This is a genomic window from Bradyrhizobium sp. Kon58, assembly GCF_055807455.1.
Genome location: NZ_JBVVOT010000051.1, coordinates 1 through 24,803, shown reverse-complemented (window position 1 = coordinate 24,803; position 24,803 = coordinate 1). Strand labels below are relative to the sequence as shown.

Sequence of the window (24,803 nt, the reverse complement as noted above, 5' to 3'; positions counted from 1 at the left end):
CTTCACCAGCTGATTGTCCACGGTGTCCAGGCTCTCGCTGGTTTCCGTCAAAAACTCCCGCAACAGATCATCCATGAAAACAGGCCTTCATACAGGGAGGGCGCGCACACAAGACGTGATGCGCCAATTCGGAATGGGGCCAGCTTCACCGCAAAGCGTTTAATATTGGTTGAGTATGTGGAAAAGAACGGAATCAACAAAGAGATAAGGCGCTCCGGACAAGCCGAAGCGCCTCGTAAAGATTCGATTAACGTTTGAGAGCTGCGACGTGTCTACGAAGCGATAATGGTGATGGCCTCGCCTTCATGCGCGAGCCTCACAGTGAGCCCGCAGGCCTCTGCCAATAGCCGCGTATAATAAGGCTGGATCGCGTGCGCATCCGCCGCCGGGCCGCGCTCGCCGCTCAGCAGCTCGGAGATGTTCTGCGGCAGGCGCGCATTATGTCCGGTCGCGGTGATGCGGAAGCTCATGGTCTCGCCCTCGCCGATCGGATCGATCGTCAGCGTGCCGCCGCGCGGGATCGTGTGCTGCGAAACGACCAGCATGTTGAGCAACAGCTTGACGCGATTCTTCGGCAGCAGGATCCGCGGCAGATTCCAGGTGATCGAGCACTTGCCGTCCTCGATGTGGCCGCGCGCCATGGTCTGGGCATCGCCGAGATCGATCTGCGCGCCGGACGAGCCGGCCGCACCAAAGGCAAGACGGCAGAACTGGAGGCGGGCGGAGGCGGTTTTCGCGCTCTTGCGAATCAGGTCGAGAGCGAACTCGCGGTCGTCGGGCTTGGGATCGTCGTCGAGCACTTCGAGCCCATTGACGATGGCGCCGACAGGGCTGATGAGATCGTGGCAGACCCGCGAGCACAGCAGCGCAGCGAGTTCGAGCGCATCTGGAGCGGCAACGGTAGCGGGTGACGAAGCGTCAGACATAAAGGGTTCCTGGAATTGCACGGCGCGGACGCGGCGAATCAAGCATGCTTGACGAATGCTGCTGGTTCTAACATTCGCAAGCCCATGGCAGCTAGCTTGCGATCGGTTCGAAGCGGCCCTAATGCCGCGGCGAATCACTGAGGAGGGATGGAATTGCCGATGAATGAGGCATGCAGGTGAAGCGGATCATCGACGGCGCGGCCGCCTTCCACCTGATGGAGCCGCTCACCGCGCTGGTGGTGGAGGCGGGCGAAGCCATCCTCGCGGTCAATCGCGCGGCGATGCGGGTCGACGGCAAGCAGGACGGCTCGCCGGTGACCGAGGCCGACCTTGCCGCCGACGGCATCATCGCGGACGGGCTGGCGCAGCTTGCGGGCGACATCCCGACGCTCTCGGAAGAGCGGACCCAGCTCGCCTCGCCGCCGTTCCGCGACAGCTTCTTCCTGATCGACCCACTCGACGGCACCAAGGAGTTCGTCGCCGGGCGCGACGAGTTCACCGTCAACCTTGCCGTGGTGACATCGGGCGTGCCGCTGCTGGGCATCGTCAGCGCGCCCGCACTCGGGCTGCTCTGGCGCGGCATCGTCGGCCGCGGCGCCGAGCGGGTCAGGTTCGACGGCGCGACCATCGGCACTGCCGAGCCGATCCATACCCGCAAGTTGCCGCCCCTGGGAGAGCCCTGGATCGCCGCGGTGAGCCGCTCGCATGGAGATCCCCAAACCGAGGCCTTCATCGATCACCGCCCCAACGCCGTCAGGAAGACGGTCGGCTCGGCCGTGAAATTCGGACGGATCGCGGAAGGCAGCGCCGACATCTATCCCCGCTTCGGGCCCACTTGTGAATGGGACGTCGGGGCAGGCTACGCGGTCGTGACCGCGGCCGGCGGCAGCGTAACCGACGGCAAGGGCGGCGCGCTCCGCTTCGGCGAGCGGCACGATGGCGGCTTCATCATCCCGGAGTTCATCGCCTGGGGTGACCCGCAGGCCGCAAGACTCTGAAATCGTAAAGGCGCTACTGGCTGAGCTTGTCCTCGAGGGCCGGCCAGCGCTTGCCCACCTCGTAGAGGAAGCGCTCGGGATTGGCGGCGAAGCCGTCGCGATTGGCTTCCCGGCTGAACAGATAGAGCCGCTGCGCCGCGATCGCGAAGAAACGGGGGTTGCCGGCGATGGTGACCCCGCGGGCGATATCGACCGGATCGTAGCCGCCGAACTGCGGCCCGTAGACCTCGGGATGTGCCAGGAACGAGGCCCGGTTGCCCTCGTTCCGAAAGCGCCAGACGGCGCCCCACAGGTTCGCCTCGAACTCGGCGGTCCCCTGCACGGCCGTGCCAGCGACGAAATAGGCCACGGGGTCGAAGCCCTCGATCGCCACGCCGCTGAAGCGGTTGACGACGATCCGCTCGGTGGTGGCCGCCTGCGCCGGCACCCCCGCGCAGAGGATCCAAATGCCCGACAGCATGCAGACCAGAAGGCCGATCAAGGCAATTCCGGGGCGCAAAGGGCTGGCTTCCTGCCGTTCTGCCGTCATAGTTGCTGCGGATAACATCCGAGTCGAGGGGACATCCGGCGCAACCTAGAGCCGCGCCTGTTGGCGTCAGGTTAAGGAAGCGACCGGATTCGATACCAGGGGTTCTTTTATGACTTTCGCATCACGCCTTGCCGCAGTCGCGCTTGCCGCGATGGTCGGGTGGATCATTCCGGCTTCCGCCCAGCAGCCGCCGCCGCCCGATTTGCCGCCGCCGCAGCGGACCCCGACGCCCAGCACCTATGGGCCGGACGAACTCGTGAACGCCGGCCACCGCTTCTTCGGCAACGTCTCGCGCGGTCTCGCCTCGATCATCGAGAAGGCGGTCAGCCAATGGGGCCTGCCCAACGGCTATATCCTCGGTGAGGAAGGGTCCGGCGCCTTCGTCGCCGGCCTGCGCTACGGCGAAGGCACGCTCTACACCAAGAACGCGGGCGACCTGCGCGTCTACTGGCAGGGCCCCTCGCTCGGCTTCGACTGGGGTGGCGACGGCGCGCGCACCATGACGCTGGTCTATAATCTGCCCGCCACCAACGCAATCTACCAGCGCTTCGCCGGCCTCGACGGCTCGGCCTACATTATCGGCGGCTTCGGCATGACGGCACTCACCGCCAACAACATCGTGCTGGTGCCGATCCGCTCGGGCCTCGGCCTGCGGCTGGGAGCCAATATCGGCTATTTGAAATTCACCCCGCGCGCGACCTGGAACCCGTTCTAGCGTCCCGCTTTCCCCTGCTGCGAGGGATCAAGGTTAACGACATGTCGGGGCTGGCTTTTTGCCGGCCCCGCATGCAATGTCCTTGGTAAATTTTTCCTTAGCTTTGGGAGTTCTGGCCCATGGTCGAACCGATCATGTACCTGGCGATCGGTTTCCTGCTCTCGATGCTGTGCGGGCTCGCGATCGTGCCGCTGGTGCATAACCGCGCCGTGCGCCTGACCACGCGCCGGCTCGAGGCCGCCACGCCACTGTCGATGGCCGAGATCCAGGCCGACAAGGACCAGCTCCGCGCCGAATTCGCCATGTCGGCGCGGCGCCTCGAGATGAGCGTCGACCAGCTCAAGAACAAGACCACGAGCCAGCTCGCCGAGCTCGGCAAGAAGAGCGACGCCATCAACCGCATGAAGATCGAGCTCGGCGAGAAGAACGCCACGATCTTCGCGCTCGAAGCGCGCGAGAAGGCGGTGAAGGAGCAGCTCCGCGCCACCGAAGAGGAATTCAACACCAAGACCGCGGCCCTGCGTGCCGCCGAGATCGCGCTGACGGACAAGCAGAGCGAGCTCGCAAAGATCAATTCCGAACTGTCCGACCGCTCGATGATGGCGGAGAGCCGTCAGGTCGAGCTGGTTGTGGTACGTGCGCAGATCGAGGAGCTGAAGAACCGCGTCGGCGACGCCGAAAAGGAATTTGCCGCGACGCAGGCGCGGCTGGCGCAGGAGCGTACCGAATCCGAGACCGCCTCGCGCGAGCTCGGCGACGCCCGCGGCCGCGTCGAGAATCTGAGCCAGCGCGTCACCGACCTCGATCGCCAGCTCATGTTGCAGGTGAAAGAGGCCGAGATGCTGTCGGGCCGCGTCGGCGATCTCGAGGGACGCCTAGCCACGCAGGGCAAGCTGCTCGCCGAGCGCGACTATGAGAACAACCAGCTCCGCCAGGCCAATGAGAGTTCCGAGCGCACCATCAAGGAGCTGCGCGTCGAGATCGCGGCCTTGAGCGGCGGCAAATCGTCGGCCGCAATGGAATCGATCCGCGCGGAAAAGACCGCGCTGGAGGAGCAGCTGCGCACCGCCCGCGACGAGCGCGCCAAGCTCCAGCGCGACATCAACGCGATCCAGCAGCAGGCCGAGAGCTCCTGGGCGACCGAGCGGATGGAGAACGCGCTGCTGCGCGAACGCATCAACGACATCGCAGCCGAAGTGGCCAAGCTCGCGATGCAGCTCGAAGGGCCGAACTCGCCGATCGAGGCCCTGCTTGCGGCCGAGGCCGGCCAGCCGCCGAGGCCAGCGCCGCGCCCGGCCAATGACGCCGCGACCAACGGCACGGCCGCCGGCACCCTGCCCGAAGGCGGCGGAACACTGGCCGAACGCATCCGCGCGCTCCAAGCCCACGCCTCCCGCGCCCGCCAGCAGGGCGCGTAGGCGGCCCGAAAACGGTCGCGCCGCCGAATTGCGGGTCCGGTGAAGGTTTTCCGGCCCGGCAGCGCCTCGAAACTTGACACCTTCGGCCCGCACTTCTAAATCGCGGGCTCCAAAGCGCCGGCGGCCGAAACTCGGGTCGCCTGCATGATGGTTTCGGGTGCATAGCTCAGCGGGAGAGCGTTCCCTTCACACGGGAGAGGTCCAAGGTTCGATCCCTTGTGCGCCCACCATTTTCACACTGATTGCAGACACTTAGCGCTTTCATTCCCTTCATGTGTGCCCCGAAAAGATTGGGGCACAGCCTGGGCACGCGCTGATACTAACAACCCAAAATTCGTGGTCGACGCCCTAGCCATGAGTTGCCGCCGCGTCAGCTCGGCAGTGGCGAGCTCGAAATGGTCTTCGAGACCGCGTCGCCAGAGCAGACAGTGCTGGTTTCCAGTGACGACCCGCCGTCCGGTGAGGGACTACCACATAGGGCCGCCTTCAATCATCAGGTTGCCAGCTCGTGCACTGGTTCTCCTCCAGCTGTTGCCGTTGAACCTCGCGCCCCACTTGGTTCGAATCGCCCCCCTTGACTACCCTGCTGGCGGCGATAGTGACGACTACGACGAGACCCCTGTGGCAGGACTAATGGAGCCGGGGAGTTCGCTTTCGCATCCCGCTACCTCGGGGTCGGCTTATGGTCATCGCCCTTCCAGATCGTGATGCTACTCGGGCGTATTGACCGGTTGCGGTGCCGTAGCGCTCGTATGGCTCACAACGAAGGACCCGGCTCGCACCCTCCTGGATCACGACCGAGTACCAAACCTGCATCGAGCATTGGCGGATCGGGTCTCACCAGCTTCGTGGTGCTCACGCCCGCATTCGGATCAACTGCCATTTCGTAGTCCCGTTCAAGCAGCTCTCGCAGGCGCTCCATGCGAGCGAATCGGAATGGATGGACCAGTTTGATCATCGGGCGTAAGCCCTCCGGTCGAATGCGAACAATCGGATGATGAAAACGACGAGCGTGCGACGGGTGACGCTCATGAGCCGAGCTGTCGGTTCTTCGCCGAATGCCAGTCCGCGCCGTGGAGGCGGATCATCTCCCGACGGGACCGCTCGATGAAGATGCGCTCAGCGCAAAAGCCGGCTGCAACTGATGCCGCCAGCGCAAGGCCGCAGGCCATATAGTCATTCATGAAATTCCAAAACATGTTACAGCCGGCAACTCCTACAAAAGTAAGTGCCATGACCGTATTGCGAAATCCTTAACCATGCTGCCCCCAGTCAGTCGGCGAAGACCATTTAGCATTGCAACCACGGCGATCGGCGGCGTTTGACCCTTGTGATGCGCCGCCTTTCTGCTCGATCGGCTTTGCTTGGATGAACGCGGGCTTTCGGGCGCATGCTTCGATCAAAGATCGTGTCGTCGAATTCCGCCGGTGTTTAGCGCTTGTCGAAGGCCTTCGCACGCTGGAACAGCACGGTTTGAAGTCCGGTGATGATCAATTTGTTCAACGTCTCACAATCGTTCGGCGACAGGTGGGGAAGCTGGCGCGAAGTCTTCCACTGCTCAATGGCGGCGGTGACAGCGGTGCGCAATTCGTCATCAGTCGGGCTGGTCATCCGTCGACCTCAATGCGATCACTTACAGCTTGATGCCTTTTGAAGCGGATGCAATTGAACCTTCGATATATCGGTTGAGGGTTACTTCAGCCGGGCGAACGGACGATACTCTAGTAACTGAGCAAAGAATTTCCCACTCGTCCTACTCGCTCGCCCCCGCTGTTTTGAAAGCGCTGCAAGCGAGGGTAGACCGCTTGGCGGGTGCGGCCTCGCCGTTCGCCGCGCTCCTCAGCTATGGCATCTGCGCCAAAGAGCGAGAGCAATTCCGCTCCTCTTCGTCCGGCAATCACGGACGCGTAGATGTGCTTCGTCATTCGCGATGCCTGCAATGCCTAAATGCGCGGCGGCACTGGCCGCCGCGGCGGGTCGGGAAAGCGAGCCGGCCGCTCTGAGCGCGGCAGCTGCGGCAAGCGGCTGGGCTCAGGCGCGCGGTTACCGCGCGTCATCCACGCTGCTAGACGAGCGTAGCTTCGCCTGAGAGCCGGAACGAACCAAGGGGATGCGTCCTCGTGATCCATGCCGCAGAACAATATCCATGACCCACTTAGAAAAGATTGCCGGCTGTTCCCGATCCGTAATTGATCGTAAACAATGCGATGGCAACAAACGGGCCATGGAAACCAAACGCCCGCGCAGGCCGCTTTTTAATCAGTATCACCGGCAAATGCTCGACCCTCTTCGTGACCGCGATTGGGTGTCTTCTTCGACGCTTCCCGATCACCCCGGAACAACGCTCGCTCTTTTACGAAACGGATGGATGGAGCGACGCTCAACCGGCGAAGGTGTCGAATATCGTATGACCGCAGCCGGTCTGACAGAACTTAGCCGCCCCCGATAACCCGCAAACCGGTGGGAAATGACGAACGTGTCAAAAGCCATGGAATTGATCGTCACTGGCTACGTGAAACTGCGGGACCCGACGGGCTCTAGTCGACTTGCTGGCGCATCGGCGCAAGGTGCTCGCCCAGTTAGAAGCCGTGTCGGGCATCAACCCAGAAAACGCGGCCAAAGCAATCCAAGAGGAATTGGCGGTGATCGAAGTCGGCCTCGAAGAACTTAAAGCTCCGCCCGGCTCGCTGCCTGAGAACGAGTGGAGCTAGCGATGCGCGTTAACAAGATCAATTGGGACAAAATCGGCCGGATAACGGAGCCGGGTCGATACAAGTGCTTCTTCGGATATCTAACCGTTACTTCAGGGGACATTGAGGTGTGGGCCCGCTACCCCGACGCGACATTCACCTTGATTGCCCGGCCGACGACCGACCAATCGCTGGGCGAAGATTACCGTCTAGGCGCGTTCGACATCGGCAATCCTCAACAATAGGACGGTCCGCCGTCGTCGCCTGCGGCCCAGCCTCGACGGGCGGCGAACGCTTATCTACCCCACTTCAAATATCAGCATTGTGAAATAGCCCACAAATTATTCCCGGCTTATGCGCCAGGCAGTTTCGCTCATTGTCTCTGGCAAATTGGTTGGCTTCCGCCCGAGTCAGAACTTTTTACCAGTACCATGCCTAGCTTGTTAGGTGTGTCGCTCTCGCAACGTCACAATTGTTCCATTGGCCCTCGAATCGATTTTGACTTCACAGGGTGGCGAGTCCGGCGTTGATTGTGGCGACCCGGGGTAAGGGTTTTTATCTCGAAGACATTTTGAGGCGGGTCCAAGAGGTCGCTGTCCAGCGCCAGCGGCCTCTTCGTTAGCTTTCATCGGGAGGGCCATCCGATGCCGATGCAAGTATGGGCTGTCGCTACGTCGATCGGCTGGACAGTCGCCGTGGCCGTGATCCTGCTCTATTTGATCTTCGGACCTGGCTAATCCGGCGGCCCCTAAGCGGGGCGAGACGCCTATACGTCATTGATTTGGGGCCGCGTCAAAAAGACGACCTACGAGCGTCCTGCCGAATTAGAAAAGCCCGCAGAGGAGAAATCGCTGTCCGTCGGAGCTTTGAAGGACATGCCGTATGGTGATGCTACCCGCAGCGACTACGCGGCTGCCACGGATCGCGAGCACCCACTGACATCGTCGATGTCGACATCGACATCGGCATGCCGATCACGGTGGTGCTGATGCTGGTGCTGCCGATCATGATCATCATTGGCATCGACAACGACATTTCGATCATGCTGCTGGCGGCGGCCGCCGGAACCTATGCCTGACCGAGGAGTCGACGGCATTGCCCGGCTCTTGCGATCAGGTGCTCGGCGAGACGCCCGATGATGGCATTGTCCAATCCGTCTTTCCGGGCTTGCTTCCGTACAGCGGCTACAATATCGGGAAGCTGCTTGGCCATGGCAATCAGTCCGGTGATCACCTTGTCAGGATCGAGCCGCGTTTCGCGCGCGAACTTCTGCCAATCGCGCAAACTAATCTGGCTGAGCTTGTAGTCACCGCCGATTTTCATCGCGAGCTTGATCTTCTGCAGATCGACGTCATCGTAGGGAAGAATGCTGGCAATGTCGTAGAGCGGGGCGAGCCGTACATGAGGGCCTCCGGCCAGCAGCAGCGAATAATTCTTGGCATGCGCATCCGTACCCGCGATCAGCCAATTGAAGCCTAGCGCGTCGACAAACGTGTCAACGTCGGCGACCCGATCCGTGGAGTAGGTGCGCAAAAGCTCGATCACATCGGCAGGGCTTGGTCCGCCATCGTTTTGATACTTCATGGTCGGCAGGATGCCGAGCGCCTGGCAGATATCTTCCTGGTGGACACGGACGATCTCGTTCCCACTGAACTGCCGGTCGTAGCGCTCGATGACAATGGCGATTTCCTTTCCGAAACGCATCACCTGGGTGTCGGCGACGGGCAGACCGAGACTGCGCGCAAGTATGAGGCAGATATGTTCATTTTCCGCGTGTCCATCGAAATGGCCGGTCGGCGGTTTGAGGATATGCGTGGTCGGAATGCGCCCAGAGGGAATTCCCCACTTGCCTTTTTGCAGAAGCAAGGCGGTTTTGGGTTGAGCACCCGCAAGGCTGAATTGTCCGGCATCGCGCGGCAATCGCCAGGCGGCGTGATCCTCGCGTAAGGTTTGCAGGCGTTTGGCGATCGCCGTCTCATCAAGCCATTCGACCTTGTCTTCGGCCCCGCTTCGCAAGGCGCCCAGCCGATCGGGCGTGACGAACTGAACAGCACCCGCGCAGTCCTCGCCGACATGGGAAATAAGGGCAAACACGTTGCGCGCGGACACCTGAAATCTTCGGGCCCACCGTTCCAGCACGCGCTCGTTGTCGGGCAGTAGTCCCCAGAGGAAGGCCTGCACGGCGGAAGGACCGTGCTCTTCGGCCGCGAGCGGCATGGACAGCGATAGCGGATAGGCTCCCTCGGCCCGGCGCCAGTCCTTGTCATAGACAAGGCTGAGCCGGCCGCGGGCGTCATTGCGCACGCGGCCGATTTCCCGATCATCGAGCAGAGCAACAAGTTCGCTCGTCATGCCCTTTTTTTCCTGGCCTTGGCCACGATGGCGTTGATATCGACGGCTGGCCTGGTGGTCCCGCGGGCTGGCGTTTGTTCGGTGCCCGCATCCAGGCGGATGTCCAGGGCGTCGAGGGCGCGAAGGATCAGCCCGAGCTCAGCGCGCGGGTGACCGTGCTCAACCTCGATCACCCATTGGCGGCTGACGCCAATGCTCTTGGCAAACGTCGATTGATCGAGTTTGAGCTTCTTGCGCCGGTCGCGAAGGATGGCGCCGAGTTCGGCCGGTGTGCGTATGAGCATGGGACATCCAAATGTCTACGTTCGCTTACTTTAGCACAAGTCGGCATTCGTTGACAATTTCTGAATGTCAGCGATCGATGACAAAGTTGAATGTCATCAAATGCTGACTTAGTGCCCAACTGTTCGAAGCAGGTAGTCCGCATTTGGGCGATATGGCGTGTTCCGGAACGATTATACCGCTGCAGCGCTACGGGGAGCACTACGTCCTGAGACCGCTGCACGGCATGTTCTCGGGCGCCGTTCAGGCAATCGCATAAGGGTTCGATACCCGGGATGGACCGCCCCTACAATGAGAACGCAGATGAGGGGCATCGCTGCTGCCAGGTAGCGTCGATTCAGGAGTGAATTGGGAGGACGACCCTCCTCATTGAATCAATTCGAACCGGATTTGGTTTCTCTGGCAATTAGCCCGGGCGAATATTCCGGTTGGTTACAAATTGGACCCCGATTTCCGAGCCGTCCAGTCGAATCAACTTGCATCGTCGGTAAGCTAATCCGACGGTTGAAAGCAGCAGGAAGAACTGGCGAGCTTTGAGCACGTCTGTCGATCCATGCATTCGAAGGCGTGCTCCGGTGTCGGAAACGTCGATGAGAATGCAATCGCGCCGCCACGTGCCGTCTAGACCTAAAAGGGTTGCCCGGTACTTGTGCTCGAAGTGAACGCGCTTTGATTTTCGCTTATCCCACATCCAATGGCTTTCAGTCCAGACCGGGCGAAGCGGAGTCAAATTGCTCCTCATCTGGCCTCGCATCTGCAATCAAATGAAAATGACAACTACCAAGAGGCAAAATATCTGTCGGCTTGATACGATAGCAAAGATACTGAAAGCGGACGCAGCTCTCGCCACCACTTTCCGAAGATGGTTCGTGCGGGTTTGAGCGACGTAGTTGGAGAAGCTCCGGGACCACAGCGATTGACGTCTACAAAGATGGCAACACGACCGACCAACTCACTTTACGTGAAGACGAGCGGAAGCAGAGTTGCGCAACTCCAGTTGCCGACGGCACCAGAAGCTGCTGCTGACAAGATCAACAATGCCCATGAACGAGCTCAATTTTGGCGAGGAGTAGAGATCAGGTAATTCCTCGGTTCGCCGGCTCATCATGAAAGATTATTCAAATACGGCGCATAATTCCTGCTGGTCTCCCAATGGGCCGCTGGTTTCCAGCACGATCAGCGAGCAGTGCGCCGCATTCCCGCACCGTTCAACCCTGTGGCGCGTAAGGGGACGCGATCGCTAATCGGCAGTAGAGTAGAGCACCTGCGTTCAGATGCAGAGCAGGACTGTCGAACGCGGCGACGTCTTGGGCGCGGCACAATCGCGACGCGAAGCCCATCTGGCTTCGTAAACAACTAGGCTGATGCCGTCCAATTTGAGCGCCGATTGCTACTACTCACTTTCGATCGCCCTCTGCGCGCAATGGACGCCTCTACAGTAGTCTTGGCACGGGCGAAAGATCATAGGTCTGAGATCGTTTTTGACTTCACAAGTGGCGAGTCCGGCTTTTGATTCTGGCGGTCCCCAAGTAAGGGCTTTTATCTCGAACAGGGTTTGAGGTAACTTCAAGAGGCCGCTGTCCCCCGCCAGCAGTGTCGTCGGGAGAGTTCGTTCGATGCCAATCCAAGTATGGGCTCTCGCCACGTCAATCGGTTGGACATTGGTCGTGGCGGCGATCCTGCTCTGCTTGATCTTCAGCCCTGGCTAATCCGGCGCCTTACGAGGGGCGAGACGCCTAACCGTCGTGATTGCGCAGCCGTGTCCACCGGAGCGCCGGGTGAATGGGGTGGGCAAGAGTATGGTATGCGCGACTTGGCACTCTCATGAACATCGCCAATGGATGAAAGTTCGGCAGGTCAATGACCTTGCGAGCAAACCAACGACCGTCAGCAATCCTATTCAACGCAACCATTCGTAACGCCATTTGTGCAGCCTTTTGTATTTAGGCCGCGCAAATCCTCTTGGTGTATCAATAAGATGCTGAGAACGCGCGGAGTTATCCGCAGCCTTGGTACAGTTGGGTGGGCTCAAACCACCTACATCCTGTTCCACAGATTTAGGCCCTTCATTTTCAAATAGGCGACTGCCGATTCGAATTCGGCTGCCAGTATTAGTTTTGGACCAAATTAGGCGAACCCTATTGGTCGGGCACCGATATGCGAGGATCGTCAGCCCGTACGGAAGTCTGCAGCTGAGCAGGATCAACGTTCCTGCGCCGTGACCACTCGACGAGGTTCTGTGGACGATATTTTGGGTCGGCGCGCCACCTTTGAAAGACACTGACATCGATCGTCTCGTTGACATTGGTGTGAGTGCCATTATCACGGACCTCGGGCTCTGGGCCGATAGGCCTGTAAAGAGCAGGTGTGACACGCGCGTAGAACCCCTCGGCGAATGAGTGATACGAATCCATGACCGGCGCCTTCAGGGCATCTCCATCGAGCGTGACTTCTGAACGGAACGAAAGCCCGTGCAATTCCGCCTTCTGCATCAACCAGCGCAGCGGAGCCTGATTGAGCAGATCGTCTTCATAGCCGCCTCCGACATTGGCATGGGCACCCACAAACCATCGTTGTTCAACGGCGGCAAGCGGGCGCATCGGCGGCCCTTTTCCATCTTTGGTGTGATGAATGGTCCACAGCGTGGGAGCGAAGTCGTTACGGTGCTCATCGATAGCGAGTGCGTGGTACCCGTTTTGGATTGGCAGGAACAATCCCGTTTGCAGATAGCCAAATTGTGAGCGGCTAATGTGCGGAATATCCCCCGCGGCCAAACCAACCGATCCGACCGTATCCCACACGCCGACCACCTTAACTTTGGCGGGTTGTGAATATCTGAGTAGGGAATGTTCCTCGGGTGTTAGCTTACTTGCGTCTCCCGCCGCTTCTTTGTCCTTCAGTGTCCAGATGCTCTCTTCGTTGCCCTTCTGGTAGCGAGCAAACAGTTGACCAAGGCCGACAGGTGAGCCCGCTTTCAGGACGCCTTCGAGCGCGACAAGTCCAGCCAGACTTCTGGCGGTAAAGGCACCGCGGCTGAATCCGAAAATGTAGATTTCGTCGCCATCATTATAGTTTTCGACAAGCCACTCGTAAGCCAGTCGGATATTTTCATCCAGCCCCTGGCCGAACACGCCGCCAAGAAAACCATTCACCCCGGTCTCGTAATAGACCATCTGGGGTTTGTCATCTTTGCCTTTACCTGCGCACAGCGCCCGCATGCGCCAAACGTTCGTGTTGCTGTCAATGCTATTCCATGTGCCGTCGAGGAAAATCACGAGGCGCTTTTGTTGCTGTTCTGCGCCTGCAAAGTTCGGCTGACCGCCACTTTTCTCCGCAGGGCGCACCCAGATCCAGCCGATGGCCGCGATGGCAAGCAAGACGGCGAGCCAGTGCGCTCCTCTCTCGATCAACCGCCAGAGTCTAGAGTGAAAGATCCCGACAATCGCAGAGCGGATAGCCATGATGTGACTCCGAGTTTCATTCAGCCCGCGTCATGCGGTCAGATTTGGTAGTTTCTACTTAGGTAATGTTCCCGAACGCAGGCTGTCACCGCCATCGCATCGAAATAGATGAGCCAGCGCTTACTTTTAGCACGCCATTTCTACGGCGACGTCAAAATCAAAACAGAGCCAGCGACCTCATAGGTATGTTTCGAGGCATCACGAACGGTGCAGTCATAGGCAGTGACCTTGATGTGAAACTTCCCATCGAAGGTATCACTCCCACTGCGTACGTGTTCATGAGAGTGAAGACTTTGCCGTGCCTGTGATAGTTGACCGTCATCCCTTGGAACGTACCGGTACAGGCGATATCAAATTCGGCGATAACCGCCTGTCTGTTGCCACTGGCGGTGAACATTTTCAGATTGAAGTCGGTGCTCTTAATTGTGGGGACTGGCGGAGGTGCCTGGGACCGACACTGCCCGTAGACAGCGCAGGCAATCTTGACGACTGTAGGATGATCTGCGTTGTAACAGGCCTCAATAACTTCATCTTTCGCTTTATCCTTGCCGCTTCGGTCGGGATGACAAACTTCGAAACCGAGCACGACGCCTGCGCCGTCATTACTTTGAGATGTTAAATCCATGGTGCCGCTGCCGTTGCATTCAGGTTGATGACCTGATGAACGGCAGGCGTCCCTGCAAGAGTCCGTGTTGCTCTGCACGTCTGTCGGATCGCAGTTGGCGGCTAGAACCGGCAAACTCGCCAGGACAAATGCTGTCGTCAAAATTGCTCTTGCAAGCGCAATCATATCCATCCGTCAAGAAACTTGATTGGCATGTACCGAGGCATAACCGATCACGACTCGGAGATTGAAGGGGCGTCCGCCTGAAGAAATAGTCTTCCGCGCGATCCGGCGCTCGCTTGCCTTGCTGTTGGTCGTACCATCACCAGCCGTGTGGCGCGCGGCGGTGCCCTACGGCAGGCCGATAACTCTGCAATAAGGATACTGGGGACTGGCAATTGTATCGGGGTGATGCTCAGACCGCAAACTGAGCACCCTACTTCTTTAAGAGCCTCGGCAGAACGGTTGCGAGGGTACGGTACTGAGCGGTCGCCCACTTCATCTGCGATGACCAAAACCTCCGACACCTCTGGCGTACCGCTCATGATCCCTTCAGCTAGAAGCTCGCGCGCGGCTAATACGGCCTCACCCTCAGCCGCAGATAAATCCGGCAGCTCTGTTCCTTCCTCATCGAGCGTAATCTCGTCGCCGGCACGTAGGTGAAAGTAGAAACGTCCCAAGGGCGAACTCCAATCGAACATAAACGTGAACGGATTTTCGCAGACGTATACCACGCTGGGCACGAGGCACCGAGCACCGCCAATTGGGACTACGCAACGGTCGATTCGTGAAACAGGGCGACGTTCGATGCTGTACAGTAACGATAGGTCGATATTGATCAATGCAACGAGTGCCGCGTTGACGCTTAAATTCCGCGTTCGAGCGCTTCTTTCGACGGATTTCACCACACTGATTGTCCGAAAATTGCGAAGCATTTGGGGTCTGCAAGGCCAGCGCGAGCGCTTTGCCGAAGACATCTTCGAAGGGCGGCCCCGGATCTTGCGGCGGACGGATCGGCCGGTCTGCGGGGTGCGCAGCATGGCGGTCGTTGTCCAGCCTTCCTAGGCCAGCTGGCGGAGCGCGCACGCGTATTTCGATGAAGCGATATGGTCGGCGAAGTTGTCTAGTTATTTTATGCAGAACGCTGCTGTGGTCTCGGCTGGCGGCGCTTTCGCGCAAGCTGGGATTCGTCGCGTCGCTTTTAACCGCTACGACGACCCAGCCATCGGCGGTTCAAGCGACGCCAAGCTGATCGGGAGTTTGGCGAAGAGCCCCGACGATCTGAGCGCGCTGTGAAGTTTGATTGGGTTCGCGCGGACAGCGTTGTCCCTAAATCTGCTTAAGTGGAGACAGACAGACGATGCCGCCGGATTTACCCAGCCCCGCAAGACAGCTCGCCGGTAGCTCTGCCGAGATTCAGGAAGTGGTCCGGCGATTCACGTGGGAGATCAGATCGATCAATTTGTGTCTGGAGGAACTTCGCCAATTCCGCGGCGATGTACTTGGCATTACTGGGCCACAGTGGATGATCTTGATGGCCTTAACGGAGTTGGACAGAGAAGGCGGTGTCCCGGTCAACGTCGTGGCCAAATTGATGCACGTTGAGCCTTCGTTCGTTACGAGCCAATCAAAGCTGCTCGAGAAAAACGGCTTCCTGCGGCGCAAGCCCTGCGCACGCGATGGCCGGGTCGTAAAGATGTCGCTGACGGACAAGACTTTCAAGCATCTCGTGAGCGTCGCCGCACAACAGGAAGCACTCGCGAATTTGTTTTTGGCGATTTCGGCACTAGCGAATTGACCGAGTTCGCTGATAGGCTCACAGCACCCAGGAATCGCCTAAAGAAAGCTCGCTTGAAAGTCGCTCTGGAGTTCTTAGGACCAAAAACAAACAACTTTCGAAAATTGTGCCTTGCTCATGTCTAATCAATTTCCCATGTTCAAGATTTTCTTAAAGAACCGTGGGGAAGGTGGTTGTGGTCGGTCTTCACGACCGAAGGCCCGCTGGTTGTGACAGGTTCAGGAAGCAGCCGATCCGCTGCCAGGTATGACGCCAATAGGGCGATTTTTCTATGCTGCAGAACGCGCCGTATCGTTTGCGACTTTCGGCTCGAGGATCCAAGCTGATCAAGGAGCTCTCCCTCGGGTATGAATCTTGCAAAAAATGATTCCAGAAGGCGGAACTTTATTTTTCTAACTGAAGTATTCCATGCAAAGCGCTCCCAAGAAAAGCCAAACCATGTTTCTCCTCAAACAGCCCATCGACCATCGCACGCCCCTCGATGCCTCGGACGCCGACACGTTGAGCCTCGAAGCAGCTCAGGAGGTCGAGCGGCTTCTCAACCATCGCGATGGTCACAAGGAAACCCTCTTATTTCTTTGCCAGGCTCTGCCCGCGAGATTGGAGTGGGTTCGATCCATCTAAAGGACGAAGACCAACGTCTCGGGCTTGGGAGTTTCAAAGCCTTAGGCGGTTCTATGCAGTGAATGCCCTGGTGCTCGAGGAAGCAACTCGGCAGCTCGGTCGCCATCTTGACGCGTCCGAGCTGCACACAGCTGAAGTAAAGACCGTGGCAAGACGTATGACGGTCTCTTGCGCCACGGATGGCAACCATGGCAGATCAGTTGCCCAAGGTGCCCAGCTCGTTGGCGCAAAATGCGTCATCTTCGTTCATTCAGGCGTGAGCAACGAGCGCATCGCCGCCATCGCCCGCTTTGGCGTGCAGATGATCCGTGTCGACGGCAACTATGACGATTCTGTCGTCCAAGCATCGCGAGTTGCGGCACAAGAAGGATGGATCACAGTGTCTGACACGTCCTGGCCCGGCTATGAGCGGATCCCACGTTTTGTAATGCAGGGATATACCGCACTTGCGAGCGAAGCACTACGCCAGTTGCCGGAGCCGCCGACGCACGTCTTCCTCCAGGCAGGCGTCGGTGGCATCGCCGCAGCCGTTGCTGGACATCTATCAATTCTGTTGGGCGACACCGCCCCTTCTTCCCAGTTGTCGATCCCTCGCGGGCAGCATGCCTCTTCGAAAGCGCGTGCGCCGGTCATCCTGTCAAGGTAGATCATGGGCAACCGACCGTGATGGCGATGCTCGAATGCTACGAGCCTTCGCTCGTCGCTTGGCGCATCCTTTCGCGCACGGCGGATGCTTTTATGACTGTCGACGACGAGGACGCAATCAGCGTGATGAAACGACTGGCAAATCCGAGGATGGCGATCCCGTTGTCGTTGCAGGCGAAAATGGTGGTGTTGGCCTCGCAGCACTACTGAAGGCTGCTTCTGACCTGACCTTGCGTGGCAAGGTCGGTCTTGGACCCAATGCACGGGTCTTTCTGATCAACACCGAGGGCGCGACAGATCCTCTCCTGTACGAACAGCTCATCGGCGCGACGCCAGCGCAAGTGACCTCGAAGAATATTAAACCGGTCAACTGATGGGGCGAGCTCGTGAGCCTTTCGTAAGCCCGTCCCATCCGTACGCCTCGGGACACTGGCCAGCGTTCCGCCCTTACAGAAGGCTCATCGCCGCGCAGGGGTTCATGTCCCTTCGAGCTGGGCACGCGGATTGGCTCACTCACAATGAGGGGTTTGAGATGCGCCGGTTCTCTCTGACTTGTCGGCCGGACTCAAACCCGGCACTACAAACTTCATCGCGGGTCAATCGGGCGCCGGCAAATCGACGCTCACGCAAATCTCGCAGAAGTCGAATCCGAGCGAAAGCGGCTCAGTGCGCGTTGCTGCCGAGGATCTAACCGCGAGCTGCCGGCAGCATCACGTTTCGCACGTTGACCAGGTAAGCCGTGTAACGGCAACTTGAGGCGTGGCCCGATCTCTGCAAAACCGGCCTTCAGGTATAATGCTGAGTTGGGGCTACGGCTCCACATTGGTTGCCTCGGCGCCCCCACTTCGAGCTGGCCCCAGCCTTTTACCGTCCCTAGGCCCACCGCAGCCTCAATGAGACGCATCGCGACCCCAGACGACCGCTGATCCGGCACCACGTAGAGTTCGGTGATAATACCGTAGGTTCCGCCCGCAAAAAGGGCGGCGCTTTCCGACAACATAATGAGGCCGACCGGGCGTGACTCCGTGAAGGCCAAAAACCCATGGACGCGCTCTTTCATGGCCAAGAGGTCGACAACGAGCTGGGTATCTGGTCCGCCCTGCTTTTGTCCGCCCTCAAGTTCGGCAAGTAGGGCGGCAACCATGTGAGTCACCGTTGTAGCGTCGCCGTTAGAGACTTCACGCGTGGTCACCATGTCACATCCTCTTTCAAGTTTTACCAATGTACGACCTGGTCCAGCGGCGGCATCGGGGCAGGAGCCTGCCGCAGCACCCGATCCAAAACAGATATGCCGCAGGGTTGAAGGTCAGATGACGTTTAGTTCACACCGCGGTGATAGCGTCTTTGTGTCGCTCCTAGCTAAGCTAAAATATCTGGGAAACTCGAAAGATAACTTGCCGAACATCGTGATGATCGCACGGAGCAGTCTCTTCTTCTTTGGACTTGCGTGTCGCCCAACATCGGGCGGATCGTGTTCATGCGCGGACGTTACAGGAGCGAGGCTAACCGCTTGCGAACAGGCTCACGGATTAGGGTCTACTCTCCCCCCCTCGTAGAAAGCTCGAACGGCAGGCCGACCCGCGATTTGCCGGATCCAGTCTCGATCAATCACATTTGACGGTCCCATGACGGTGGTTGCGCGCGTGGCGGAAAAAACGCTCATCCGTCCGCGGGAATAACTGAATTACTCACCTTGTCGAAGCTGTTGTTGGGGATCATGAGCGCCCCTACCGCCGTCATTGCTGGCATCTATGCTCTCAGAGAATCGTGGAACACGCGAGTCCATGGCACACTGTTTTCGGTAGTGTTTAGATAATCAGTTTTTCTAATTTCTCATCGGACGCGCCATTTGTTGCCGCGCCGATGAAGAACATCACGGACGCCCGACGAACGCGTGCAACTTGGTCGTTGAGCTCGCGATTGAGGCCGGCTTCTCTCGTGTTCTTCGAATAGACAACATCCCGTCCTGATGAGCCGGGTTCACCGCCTGCCATCGCATTGCCGTTAAATGCTTTGAGAGCATCGTCAGGCCGTATCGCGCGAGACGTTTCTATCGTTCACTTGGATCACTTTACGATCTGTTTGTTGAAAGACTGTTCTATGCTTGCGGACACGCGTTACTCCGTGAGAACGTCGCGGAAGATCGCTCAGGCATAAGCGGTAGGCTTCTGCCATCCCAAAATCAGGAAGTGCTGCACGAGGACGATTCGTAGCGGCTATGCGCGCCTACCACTCCTGTCGGCGCGTAAACGGCACGGATGAGGCAGACGTCTGAAGTGACTTACGTCACTTTCCTACATTCCTATGACGGGAGCTTGCCGGCTCAGGCGCGATTCCGCCTTCATCATTGCACCGGCTAGCATGAAGGACGGCTTAGTTGGTTCGGGATTATATCCAATCTGCGCCATCGTGACATTCCGCCATCAAGGCGTATCGGCATTCCTCTGCAGCGGCGCCGTCGGAACGATGTTGAACGACGTGATAGCCATTGTCGTGCAGGTACCGTAGGAAGGCGGGCTTCATCGCGGCGGTATGTGCCTCGGCGTCGTGAAGCAGAATGATCCCCCTGCGAGCTTCAAGAGTTGCGCAGCAAGCTCCTCCGCCGGTTCGTGGGTGTAGCCTGCGAAGATGATCTGGTTGAGCTTGCCTGCCTGTTCCTGGTTGGCGCTCACGACATGTGGAATGCAGTGACCGTGGGTCACCACCCACCAGGATGATATAGCACCGATAATTCGGCGACCGTCAGAGGTGCAGAGATAAGCGCCATCTCCCCGCACAACTTTTGTCATCTCCTCTTGGAGCGCATGTTGTGTGAACGGGTGCCAGATCGGCGACTTCGGCTTCGTCGTCATTGCTTGAATTGATCGGCATGGAAAGCGGTTTTGAACGCGGCCTGCAGCGTGTCTGCCGCGAGGGGAGACAGCCAGGGCAATCGCCCTAGCCAACGCGCCCGCCCAATCTCGCGAACTGCGATCTGGGTCTCAGGATTGGGTTCCCCAATGAAGGCTATCCCAAGAATGGGGATCTGGCGTTTTCGCAGAGCCTCTATCGACAGCAACGAATGATTAATGGTGCCAAGTGCCGTGCTCGCGCAAAGCACGATTGGAAGTCGCCATCGCTCGAACACATCAATGTAGAGTGTATCGCCCCTGAGCGGCACCATCAGGCCGCCAGCGCCCTCAATCACCAACGGTCGCTCCCCGGTGTCTGGCACATTGAGCGAATCTGGCTCAATGCGAACTCCGTCAATTTCAGCGGACTGACGTGGCGAAACGGGAGTGCGAAGTCGGTAAAGCTCCGGCATGATGCGATCGGGCGAGAGACCGCCGAGCCGCGCGACAAGTTCGGCATCAGTGTCTCCTTCGAGACCGGCCTGAATCGGTTTCCAATAGTTGGCGCCAAGGAGATCGGCGAGCCCCGCGGAAAACACCGTTTTCCCGATTCCGGTGTCTGTGCCTGTCACCACGATCCGCTGACTCATCGAGCTTCACCTCTCGTCTCTTCAATAAACGCGCCGAGCCCTGAACGCACCTTGTCCGCTCCGACCTTGGTCGGCCGGAAGTCTTCATCTTTGCGTCCTATGTTGCCCGGACTCTGAGCCGAATTTCCGCAATGCTGGGCAGGTCGTTGCCGAATTCCGCAGCTAATCAGGAGATTGCAAAGCTTTCATCTCACAAGCCTCGAGGCTTCTGGGTCTGCCTGAGCAAAGCACGAGAGGCGTCTAAGTTCTGGAGCCCCTTCACTGCCTATTGCCACGCCGGCCTGAATCGGTTCGCAGCAGGATTGCACCGAAGAGATGGGTGAGCCCGGCCGCAAAAACGTCTATCTCATCCGGTACTCCGCATCGGTCACCACGACCTGTTGCTCGAGCTCCATCTCTTGTCTCCTCGAACATAGCATCGAGCATTGCACGCACGTCAGCCTCCGCAAGCGTCAGTGAAATTCGCAGACGAGCCGTGCCCGCCGGCACAGTCGGCGGCCGGATTGCGCGAATATCGAAACCGCGCGCCTGCAGTCTCGATGCGAGCCGCATCGCACGCGCGTTGTCGCCCAGGATAGGGCACGATCTGCGACTCCGAGGAACTTCGCCCACTGGGCGCGCCAATCTCTCGATGCGTGAACGCGATCAGCTTGGCCAGCCGCTGCTGTCGCTTTGGTTCCTCCCGCAGCATGAAGAGTGCCTCCCGCACGGCGACGGCCATCAATGGTGAGGGCGCGGTGGCGAAGATGAATGGATGGCAACGATTGACCATGAAGTCGCGCAGCACGCCCGAGGCCACGACAAGCGCCCCGGCCGCTCCCAGTTCTTTGCCGCAGGTATGGACAACCAAGAGGTTCTCGCGCCTTTCATAAGGCGCGGTGAGCCCTCGCCCTGCTCCCCGTAAACGCGCGTGGCATGGGCCTCATCCACTACGACAAACGCATCATATCGATCCGCGATCGCGATCAGCTCTTTGAGCGGGGCGAAATCGCCATCCATGCTGTAGACACTTTCAACCACGATCCAGACGCGGCCCATTCCACCCGTGGCCCGCCAGTCACAAATTGTGCTTTCGACCGATTGAGTATCATTGTGGGCGGTTAGAGGAAACTCGGCCCGGCCAGCACGCGCCCCTTTCATGAACACTTGCGTGCACAAGAGAATCGAGAACAAGCAGATCACCCCGCTGAGGCAGCGTTGTCAGGCTGCAAGATTTGCGAGATAGCCCGCGGGAAAAAAAGCGCGCCTCCGCCCCAAAGAACCGAGCTGCTTCCGCCTCGACTGTTCTTCGCAATTGCCACGCAGGAGCCGCGACCCGCCGGCCCGACCGGGGTGCCCGCCTCGAGCGTGGCCGTGACAGCCTTTTTCATGCGCGGCGCGCTCGCCAGCGCCAGATAATCATTCTCGATGTGAAATCTGCCCCACTGCGCGGCTTGAGGCAGCGAAGACGGTCGTCTTCGTTCAGGGCCTGCAACTGCGCGACATAGTCGGCAACTTTGACCGCAAGGCTTAACGTCACTCTTCAAGCTCCCAGGATCGCGCAAGAAAGTCTGTTGGCCGCCTAGAGCAAGCTCAAATATCGGCCTCTTGGCTTCGACCTGGCAGAATGCGAGTTTCTCGATCGACGAACACAACGGGCGGCTTGAAAGGTCTTGCCTCCGTCTCGTCAAGCGACTCGTATGCCGCGACGATAACCTTGCCTCTGGGCATCGCGAGTCGCGCAGCCGCATCGTTCAAATCTATGGAGCCCGATCCGCGGGGGGCTTCCACCACATAGGTCGCGAAGCGCCCCGGCTTTCAATCTTGTAGATCTCGACGCGTTCGTGGATCAGGAGTCCTGCCGCATCCAGCAGCGCACGATCATTCGAAACCGAGCCATCGCTGTCCAGATCGGCTCCAGTCACCCAGACGCGATGGATTTTGCCTTTCATCGAGATAATCTGCATTGTCACTTTCACTCAAGTTACGGCACAGCTGCGCGCTGCCTCTTTCATTTAGTAGGCCCGCACGAGATGCCGAGCCGGTCCAGCAAGTTGGCATCACGGTCGCGCTGCGGGTTCTTAGTCGTCAACAGCACATCGCCGATGAAGATTAAGTTTGCGCCGGCTAGAAAGCATAGGGCCTGCACACAAGGAAGGAACGTCGATCGAATCCACAGTGCAAACGCGAGATAGTCGTTCCGCAAGAGGTCGACGATCATAGTGTTCTCTGCCGGGTCCTTTTCGGATGCGACCAGCCTACCAGCGCGGCGCTGGTCTTCCTTGGAATCAGCGGATCGCGCGATCGTACCTTTGATGGGTCGCGTTTCGACCTGTCGTCCGTCAAGCTTCAGTAACGGTTCCGGCGAGCTCGACGCAATGGTGAGCTTGCCGTAGCGCAGCAGGGCTGTAAACTAGCGACATCGCTCCTGCGGCACCCATGATTCGTCACATCGTCCTATTTAGCGCCAAGAATCAGGCCCAACTTGCCTTAGCATTCCATCATAGATAATCAGAGAAATTATCTATGAACTGTCGGTCTGGAGTCAGACTAGACGATGCGACCTACTCATGCCCTGATTTTGCGGTAGATAATCTATGATTGGCCCTGACCAAAACGCGACGACTGCGGGGCGCATTGCTGAGGCCATCGGTGAGCGCATTAGCCGTTTCCTTACTTCGGGCTTGCTTCCCCGGCGGTTCCATCACAGGGGCACCGAAGGTCCGCGCGATGGAAATTATTAGGAACATCGAGGCTATGGCGCGAGAGGTCTATTGCGGGGCGATCGGCTTCATCGGTTTCAACGGGCACATGGATACGAGTAATGCGATCCGCACTGTCACGATCAATGACTAACAAGCGGTGTTTCACGCCGGTAGCGGTATAACCGCGATGTCAGAGCCAGAGGCCGAATACCAGGAGACGCTCGCGAAGGCGTAGCGCATCTTTGATGCATTTGGCGCTAAAACACCCGGTGGATTTTGATCATCATCATCGACAACTACGACTCCCTCGTCTTCAACATTACGCGCTATTTCCGCAGGTTAGGTCAAGCAACTGAGGTGTTCCGGAACGACGTGGTCGGCTCAGCGATCTTGTTCGCCTCAAGCCGCGCGCAATCGTTATCTCCCCCGGTCCATGCACGCCAACGGAAGCCGGAATATCTACCGCCGTCGTCCGCGAACTTTCTGGGCGGCTCCCGATTCTCGGCATCTGCCTCGGACACCAGTGTATTGGCAGCGTTTTCGGCGGACGTGTCGCGCGTGCACGTCGCCCTATGCACGGCCGGTCCTCGTACGTAACGCATGATGGCCTTGGGTTGTTCAAGGACCTCCCCTTTCCACTTTGCGTCGGGCGCCACCATTCTCTCGTTGTCGAGCTCGATTAGGCCTGCGCGCCGCACCTCACGGTCACCGCGCGTTCGGACGAAGGCGCGATCATGGCCATTGCACATCGCCATCAACCAACCTATGGCGTGCAGTTCCCCAGAGTCGATACTTACGCAGCAAGGGCACGTCTTGCTCATGAATTTTCTGCGGCTTGCAGAGACTTCCTAAGCGTGACGATCGGATACCAGGAACGATCCTTCCTGGCTCGTGGCGAGGTCGTCACTCGGATGAGGCGGCACGAAATGGAGGAAGCCGCTGGCCCATTGCAGGGAGCCACCGCGTAGCGGCATCGTCATCAGAAAGAAGCATCGGGCATGGCGCAATTAGGGTGACAAGGAGAACTTACGCGGATTCCTGGAGCGAGGCCCGGCAGCAACGATGTAGGCGTCCTTCCAGCGCGAGCCGCAGACGAGTTCTCGAAAAAGCGTGCAGTGCCCCATGGGTTACGCTCGCGTCAGTGAGAAAACTCAAATTTTTGAGCGACATAGGAACACTATTCCGGGCTGCAAGGTTCTTCGCCTCAGGGGCAAGAATTGCGGAGTTCTCTTTCATGGCCACTCAGATCGTAATGGACCATACGGGCGACACTCGACATATGTTTGAGCAAACCGACCCGAACGGGCTGGCCGAGGCTGAACAGCGCTTCAGGGAGCTGACCGGCCAAGGATTTACCGCCGCCACCCGGACCTCGTCCGGCGAGCTCAAGGTCACACGGTCATTCGACTGGACTGCGGATGAGACGCTATTCTATCCGCGCCTCGTCGGTGGTTAGCTATCTTCGCGGAACGGCAAACGTTTCTGTTCAGGCGCAATGGGGCCGGCAGTCGTGCGCGTAGGGGATGTCCCGATCGGTGTTGAACTACGTCGGGCCGACGTTGCCGGGATGAATGTTACGCGGCCCTCGAGACGTGG

The 24,803-nt window shown here is 58.9% G+C and carries 27 protein-coding genes, 1 tRNA gene and 8 pseudogenes; 16 read left to right on the top strand and 20 right to left on the bottom strand.

The genetic code is table 11. The features are described 5' to 3' along the window. Positions 1 to 258 (top strand): hypothetical protein (locus AC0L20_RS38180; RefSeq protein WP_473295408.1); only part of this gene is annotated, 258 nt, incomplete at its 5' end. A gap of 14 nt (positions 259 to 272) precedes the next feature. On the opposite strand, the gene chpT is transcribed toward AC0L20_RS38180, so the two are convergent. Beyond that, positions 273 to 926: a histidine phosphotransferase ChpT gene (gene chpT / locus AC0L20_RS38175; protein ID WP_027565198.1), complete on the bottom strand. Its 654-nt coding sequence runs from the start codon at positions 924 to 926 to the stop codon at positions 273 to 275. 170 nt (positions 927 to 1,096) lie between these two features. Between chpT and AC0L20_RS38170 the strand changes: the two genes are divergently transcribed. Beyond that, positions 1,097 to 1,924 carry a 3'(2'),5'-bisphosphate nucleotidase CysQ family protein gene (locus AC0L20_RS38170; RefSeq protein ID WP_473295407.1) on the top strand — a complete coding sequence of 276 codons (828 nt, stop codon included), beginning with the start codon at positions 1,097 to 1,099 and terminating at the stop codon, positions 1,922 to 1,924. A gap of 13 nt (positions 1,925 to 1,937) precedes the next feature. Here the strand turns inward: AC0L20_RS38170 and AC0L20_RS38165 are convergent, their stop codons facing one another. Then, positions 1,938 to 2,423: a YHS domain-containing (seleno)protein gene (locus tag AC0L20_RS38165; RefSeq protein ID WP_473295411.1), complete on the bottom strand. Its 486-nt coding sequence runs from the start codon at positions 2,421 to 2,423 to the stop codon at positions 1,938 to 1,940. A gap of 139 nt (positions 2,424 to 2,562) precedes the next feature. On the opposite strand from AC0L20_RS38165, the gene AC0L20_RS38160 reads away from it, so the two are divergent. The 3 genes from AC0L20_RS38160 to AC0L20_RS38150 all read left to right on the top strand — a co-directional run bounded on the left by AC0L20_RS38160 (position 2,563) and on the right by AC0L20_RS38150 (position 4,816). Next, positions 2,563 to 3,168, top strand: coding sequence for a DUF1134 domain-containing protein (locus AC0L20_RS38160; protein WP_007606270.1), 606 nt, complete (start codon positions 2,563 to 2,565; stop codon positions 3,166 to 3,168). 119 nt (positions 3,169 to 3,287) lie between these two features. Further along, the gene (locus AC0L20_RS38155; RefSeq protein WP_473295406.1) at positions 3,288 to 4,586 is read left to right on the top strand and encodes a hypothetical protein; all 1,299 of its coding nucleotides are present in this window, start codon (positions 3,288 to 3,290) and stop codon (positions 4,584 to 4,586) included. A gap of 155 nt (positions 4,587 to 4,741) precedes the next feature. Next, a tRNA-Val gene (locus AC0L20_RS38150) sits at positions 4,742 to 4,816 on the top strand. A 798-nt stretch (positions 4,817 to 5,614) separates the two neighbouring features. Here the strand turns inward: AC0L20_RS38150 and AC0L20_RS38145 are convergent. Together AC0L20_RS38145 and AC0L20_RS38140 are read right to left on the bottom strand one after the other, a co-directional pair. Continuing rightward, positions 5,615 to 5,770: a hypothetical protein gene (locus AC0L20_RS38145; RefSeq protein WP_473295405.1), complete on the bottom strand. Its 156-nt coding sequence runs from the start codon at positions 5,768 to 5,770 to the stop codon at positions 5,615 to 5,617. Between the two features lie 247 nt (positions 5,771 to 6,017). After that, positions 6,018 to 6,197, bottom strand: coding sequence for a hypothetical protein (locus AC0L20_RS38140; protein ID WP_473295404.1), 180 nt, complete (start codon positions 6,195 to 6,197; stop codon positions 6,018 to 6,020). A 535-nt stretch (positions 6,198 to 6,732) separates the two neighbouring features. On the opposite strand from AC0L20_RS38140, the gene AC0L20_RS38135 reads away from it, so the two are divergent. From AC0L20_RS38135 to AC0L20_RS38125, 3 genes are all read left to right on the top strand, one after another. Then, complete coding sequence (locus tag AC0L20_RS38135) at positions 6,733 to 7,035, top strand: hypothetical protein (RefSeq protein ID WP_473295403.1); 303 nt, start codon at positions 6,733 to 6,735, stop codon at positions 7,033 to 7,035. Positions 7,036 to 7,132: 97 nt separating this feature from the next. Next, positions 7,133 to 7,297, top strand: a complete 165-nt coding sequence (locus AC0L20_RS38130; protein WP_473295402.1) for a hypothetical protein — start codon at positions 7,133 to 7,135, stop codon at positions 7,295 to 7,297. Positions 7,298 to 7,299: 2 nt separating this feature from the next. After that, a complete protein-coding gene (locus tag AC0L20_RS38125; protein ID WP_473295401.1) occupies positions 7,300 to 7,521 on the top strand; it encodes a hypothetical protein in 222 nt (73 codons plus the stop codon). A gap of 823 nt (positions 7,522 to 8,344) precedes the next feature. On the opposite strand, the gene AC0L20_RS38120 is transcribed toward AC0L20_RS38125, so the two are convergent. The 6 genes from AC0L20_RS38120 to AC0L20_RS38095 form a co-directional block, all read right to left on the bottom strand. Further along, positions 8,345 to 9,628, bottom strand: a complete 1,284-nt coding sequence (locus AC0L20_RS38120; protein ID WP_473295400.1) for a type II toxin-antitoxin system HipA family toxin — start codon at positions 9,626 to 9,628, stop codon at positions 8,345 to 8,347. Further along, on the bottom strand, positions 9,625 to 9,912 hold the full coding sequence (locus AC0L20_RS38115) for a helix-turn-helix domain-containing protein (protein ID WP_231188961.1): 288 nt from the start codon (positions 9,910 to 9,912) through the stop codon (positions 9,625 to 9,627). Before AC0L20_RS38115 ends, AC0L20_RS38120 begins: the two co-directional genes overlap by 4 nt. A 404-nt stretch (positions 9,913 to 10,316) precedes the next feature. Beyond that, positions 10,317 to 10,601: a PilZ domain-containing protein gene (locus AC0L20_RS38110; RefSeq protein WP_473295410.1), complete on the bottom strand. Its 285-nt coding sequence runs from the start codon at positions 10,599 to 10,601 to the stop codon at positions 10,317 to 10,319. 1,447 nt (positions 10,602 to 12,048) lie between these two features. Next, a complete protein-coding gene (locus AC0L20_RS38105; protein ID WP_473295399.1) occupies positions 12,049 to 13,371 on the bottom strand; it encodes a DUF2235 domain-containing protein in 1,323 nt (440 codons plus the stop codon). A gap of 157 nt (positions 13,372 to 13,528) precedes the next feature. Further along, complete coding sequence (locus AC0L20_RS38100; RefSeq protein ID WP_473295398.1) at positions 13,529 to 14,167, bottom strand: hypothetical protein; 639 nt, start codon at positions 14,165 to 14,167, stop codon at positions 13,529 to 13,531. Between the two features lie 41 nt (positions 14,168 to 14,208). After that, positions 14,209 to 14,676 (bottom strand): DUF6894 family protein, encoded by a 468-nt coding sequence (locus AC0L20_RS38095; RefSeq protein ID WP_473295409.1) that lies wholly within the window; start codon positions 14,674 to 14,676, stop codon positions 14,209 to 14,211. Between the two features lie 106 nt (positions 14,677 to 14,782). Between AC0L20_RS38095 and AC0L20_RS38090 the strand changes: the two genes are divergently transcribed. The 3 genes from AC0L20_RS38090 to AC0L20_RS38080 all read left to right on the top strand — a co-directional run bounded on the left by AC0L20_RS38090 (position 14,783) and on the right by AC0L20_RS38080 (position 15,773). Continuing rightward, the gene (locus tag AC0L20_RS38090; RefSeq protein ID WP_473295413.1) at positions 14,783 to 15,040 is read left to right on the top strand and encodes a hypothetical protein; all 258 of its coding nucleotides are present in this window, start codon (positions 14,783 to 14,785) and stop codon (positions 15,038 to 15,040) included. Positions 15,041 to 15,109: 69 nt separating this feature from the next. Next, positions 15,110 to 15,271: a hypothetical protein gene (locus AC0L20_RS38085; RefSeq protein WP_473295397.1), complete on the top strand. Its 162-nt coding sequence runs from the start codon at positions 15,110 to 15,112 to the stop codon at positions 15,269 to 15,271. Positions 15,272 to 15,335: 64 nt separating this feature from the next. Then, positions 15,336 to 15,773, top strand: a complete 438-nt coding sequence (locus AC0L20_RS38080) for a MarR family transcriptional regulator (RefSeq protein WP_473295396.1) — start codon at positions 15,336 to 15,338, stop codon at positions 15,771 to 15,773. Positions 15,774 to 16,157: 384 nt separating this feature from the next. On the opposite strand, the gene AC0L20_RS38075 is transcribed toward AC0L20_RS38080, so the two are convergent. Further along, entirely contained in the window at positions 16,158 to 16,331 is a 174-nt protein-coding gene (locus AC0L20_RS38075; RefSeq protein ID WP_473295412.1) for a hypothetical protein, read from the bottom strand. On the opposite strand from AC0L20_RS38075, the pseudogene AC0L20_RS38070 reads away from it, so the two are divergent. Together AC0L20_RS38070 and AC0L20_RS38065 are read left to right on the top strand one after the other, a co-directional pair. Next, positions 16,275 to 17,416: pseudogene (locus tag AC0L20_RS38070) on the top strand (diaminopropionate ammonia-lyase). The gene AC0L20_RS38075 and the pseudogene AC0L20_RS38070 overlap by 57 nt on opposite strands. A 178-nt stretch (positions 17,417 to 17,594) precedes the next feature. After that, a pseudogene (locus AC0L20_RS38065) lies at positions 17,595 to 17,717 on the top strand (ATP-binding cassette domain-containing protein); the annotation flags it as partial. On the opposite strand, the gene AC0L20_RS38060 reads toward AC0L20_RS38065, so the two are convergent. The 9 genes and pseudogenes from AC0L20_RS38060 to AC0L20_RS38020 form a co-directional block, all read right to left on the bottom strand. Next, the gene (locus tag AC0L20_RS38060) at positions 17,665 to 18,237 is read right to left on the bottom strand and encodes a GNAT family N-acetyltransferase (RefSeq protein WP_473295395.1); all 573 of its coding nucleotides are present in this window, start codon (positions 18,235 to 18,237) and stop codon (positions 17,665 to 17,667) included. The pseudogene AC0L20_RS38065 and the gene AC0L20_RS38060 sit on opposite strands and share 53 nt — an antisense overlap. Positions 18,238 to 18,850: 613 nt before the next feature. Further along, the gene (locus AC0L20_RS38055) at positions 18,851 to 19,036 is read right to left on the bottom strand and encodes a hypothetical protein (protein ID WP_317245078.1); all 186 of its coding nucleotides are present in this window, start codon (positions 19,034 to 19,036) and stop codon (positions 18,851 to 18,853) included. Positions 19,037 to 19,612: 576 nt separating this feature from the next. Then, a pseudogene (locus tag AC0L20_RS38050) lies at positions 19,613 to 19,894 on the bottom strand (aminotransferase class III-fold pyridoxal phosphate-dependent enzyme); the annotation flags it as partial. Next, a complete protein-coding gene (gene bioD, locus AC0L20_RS38045; protein WP_473295394.1) occupies positions 19,891 to 20,523 on the bottom strand; it encodes a dethiobiotin synthase in 633 nt (210 codons plus the stop codon). The gene bioD and the pseudogene AC0L20_RS38050, both read right to left, overlap by 4 nt. Positions 20,524 to 20,919: 396 nt before the next feature. After that, a pseudogene (locus AC0L20_RS38040) lies at positions 20,920 to 22,042 on the bottom strand (8-amino-7-oxononanoate synthase); the annotation flags it as partial. A gap of 53 nt (positions 22,043 to 22,095) precedes the next feature. Then, entirely contained in the window at positions 22,096 to 22,293 is a 198-nt protein-coding gene (locus AC0L20_RS38035) for an aspartate 1-decarboxylase (RefSeq protein ID WP_473295393.1), read from the bottom strand. After that, positions 22,263 to 22,469: an aspartate 1-decarboxylase gene (locus AC0L20_RS38030; protein WP_473251377.1), complete on the bottom strand. Its 207-nt coding sequence runs from the start codon at positions 22,467 to 22,469 to the stop codon at positions 22,263 to 22,265. The genes AC0L20_RS38035 and AC0L20_RS38030 overlap by 31 nt, the downstream gene beginning before the upstream one ends. 44 nt (positions 22,470 to 22,513) lie before the next feature. Continuing rightward, positions 22,514 to 22,651 (bottom strand): annotated as a pseudogene (locus AC0L20_RS38025) (biotin synthase BioB); the annotation flags it as partial. Continuing rightward, positions 22,650 to 22,915, bottom strand: a pseudogene (locus tag AC0L20_RS38020) (chorismate-binding protein); the annotation flags it as partial. The pseudogenes AC0L20_RS38025 and AC0L20_RS38020, both read right to left, overlap by 2 nt. 218 nt (positions 22,916 to 23,133) lie before the next feature. Here AC0L20_RS38020 and AC0L20_RS38015 point away from each other — a divergent pair. The 3 genes and pseudogenes from AC0L20_RS38015 to AC0L20_RS38005 form a co-directional block, all read left to right on the top strand. Then, a pseudogene (locus AC0L20_RS38015) lies at positions 23,134 to 23,442 on the top strand (chorismate-binding protein); the annotation flags it as partial. A 41-nt stretch (positions 23,443 to 23,483) separates the two neighbouring features. Continuing rightward, a pseudogene (locus AC0L20_RS38010) lies at positions 23,484 to 24,059 on the top strand (anthranilate synthase component II). Between the two features lie 382 nt (positions 24,060 to 24,441). Continuing rightward, positions 24,442 to 24,663 (top strand): hypothetical protein, encoded by a 222-nt coding sequence (locus tag AC0L20_RS38005; RefSeq protein ID WP_473251376.1) that lies wholly within the window; start codon positions 24,442 to 24,444, stop codon positions 24,661 to 24,663. Positions 24,664 to 24,803 lie beyond the last annotated feature (140 nt).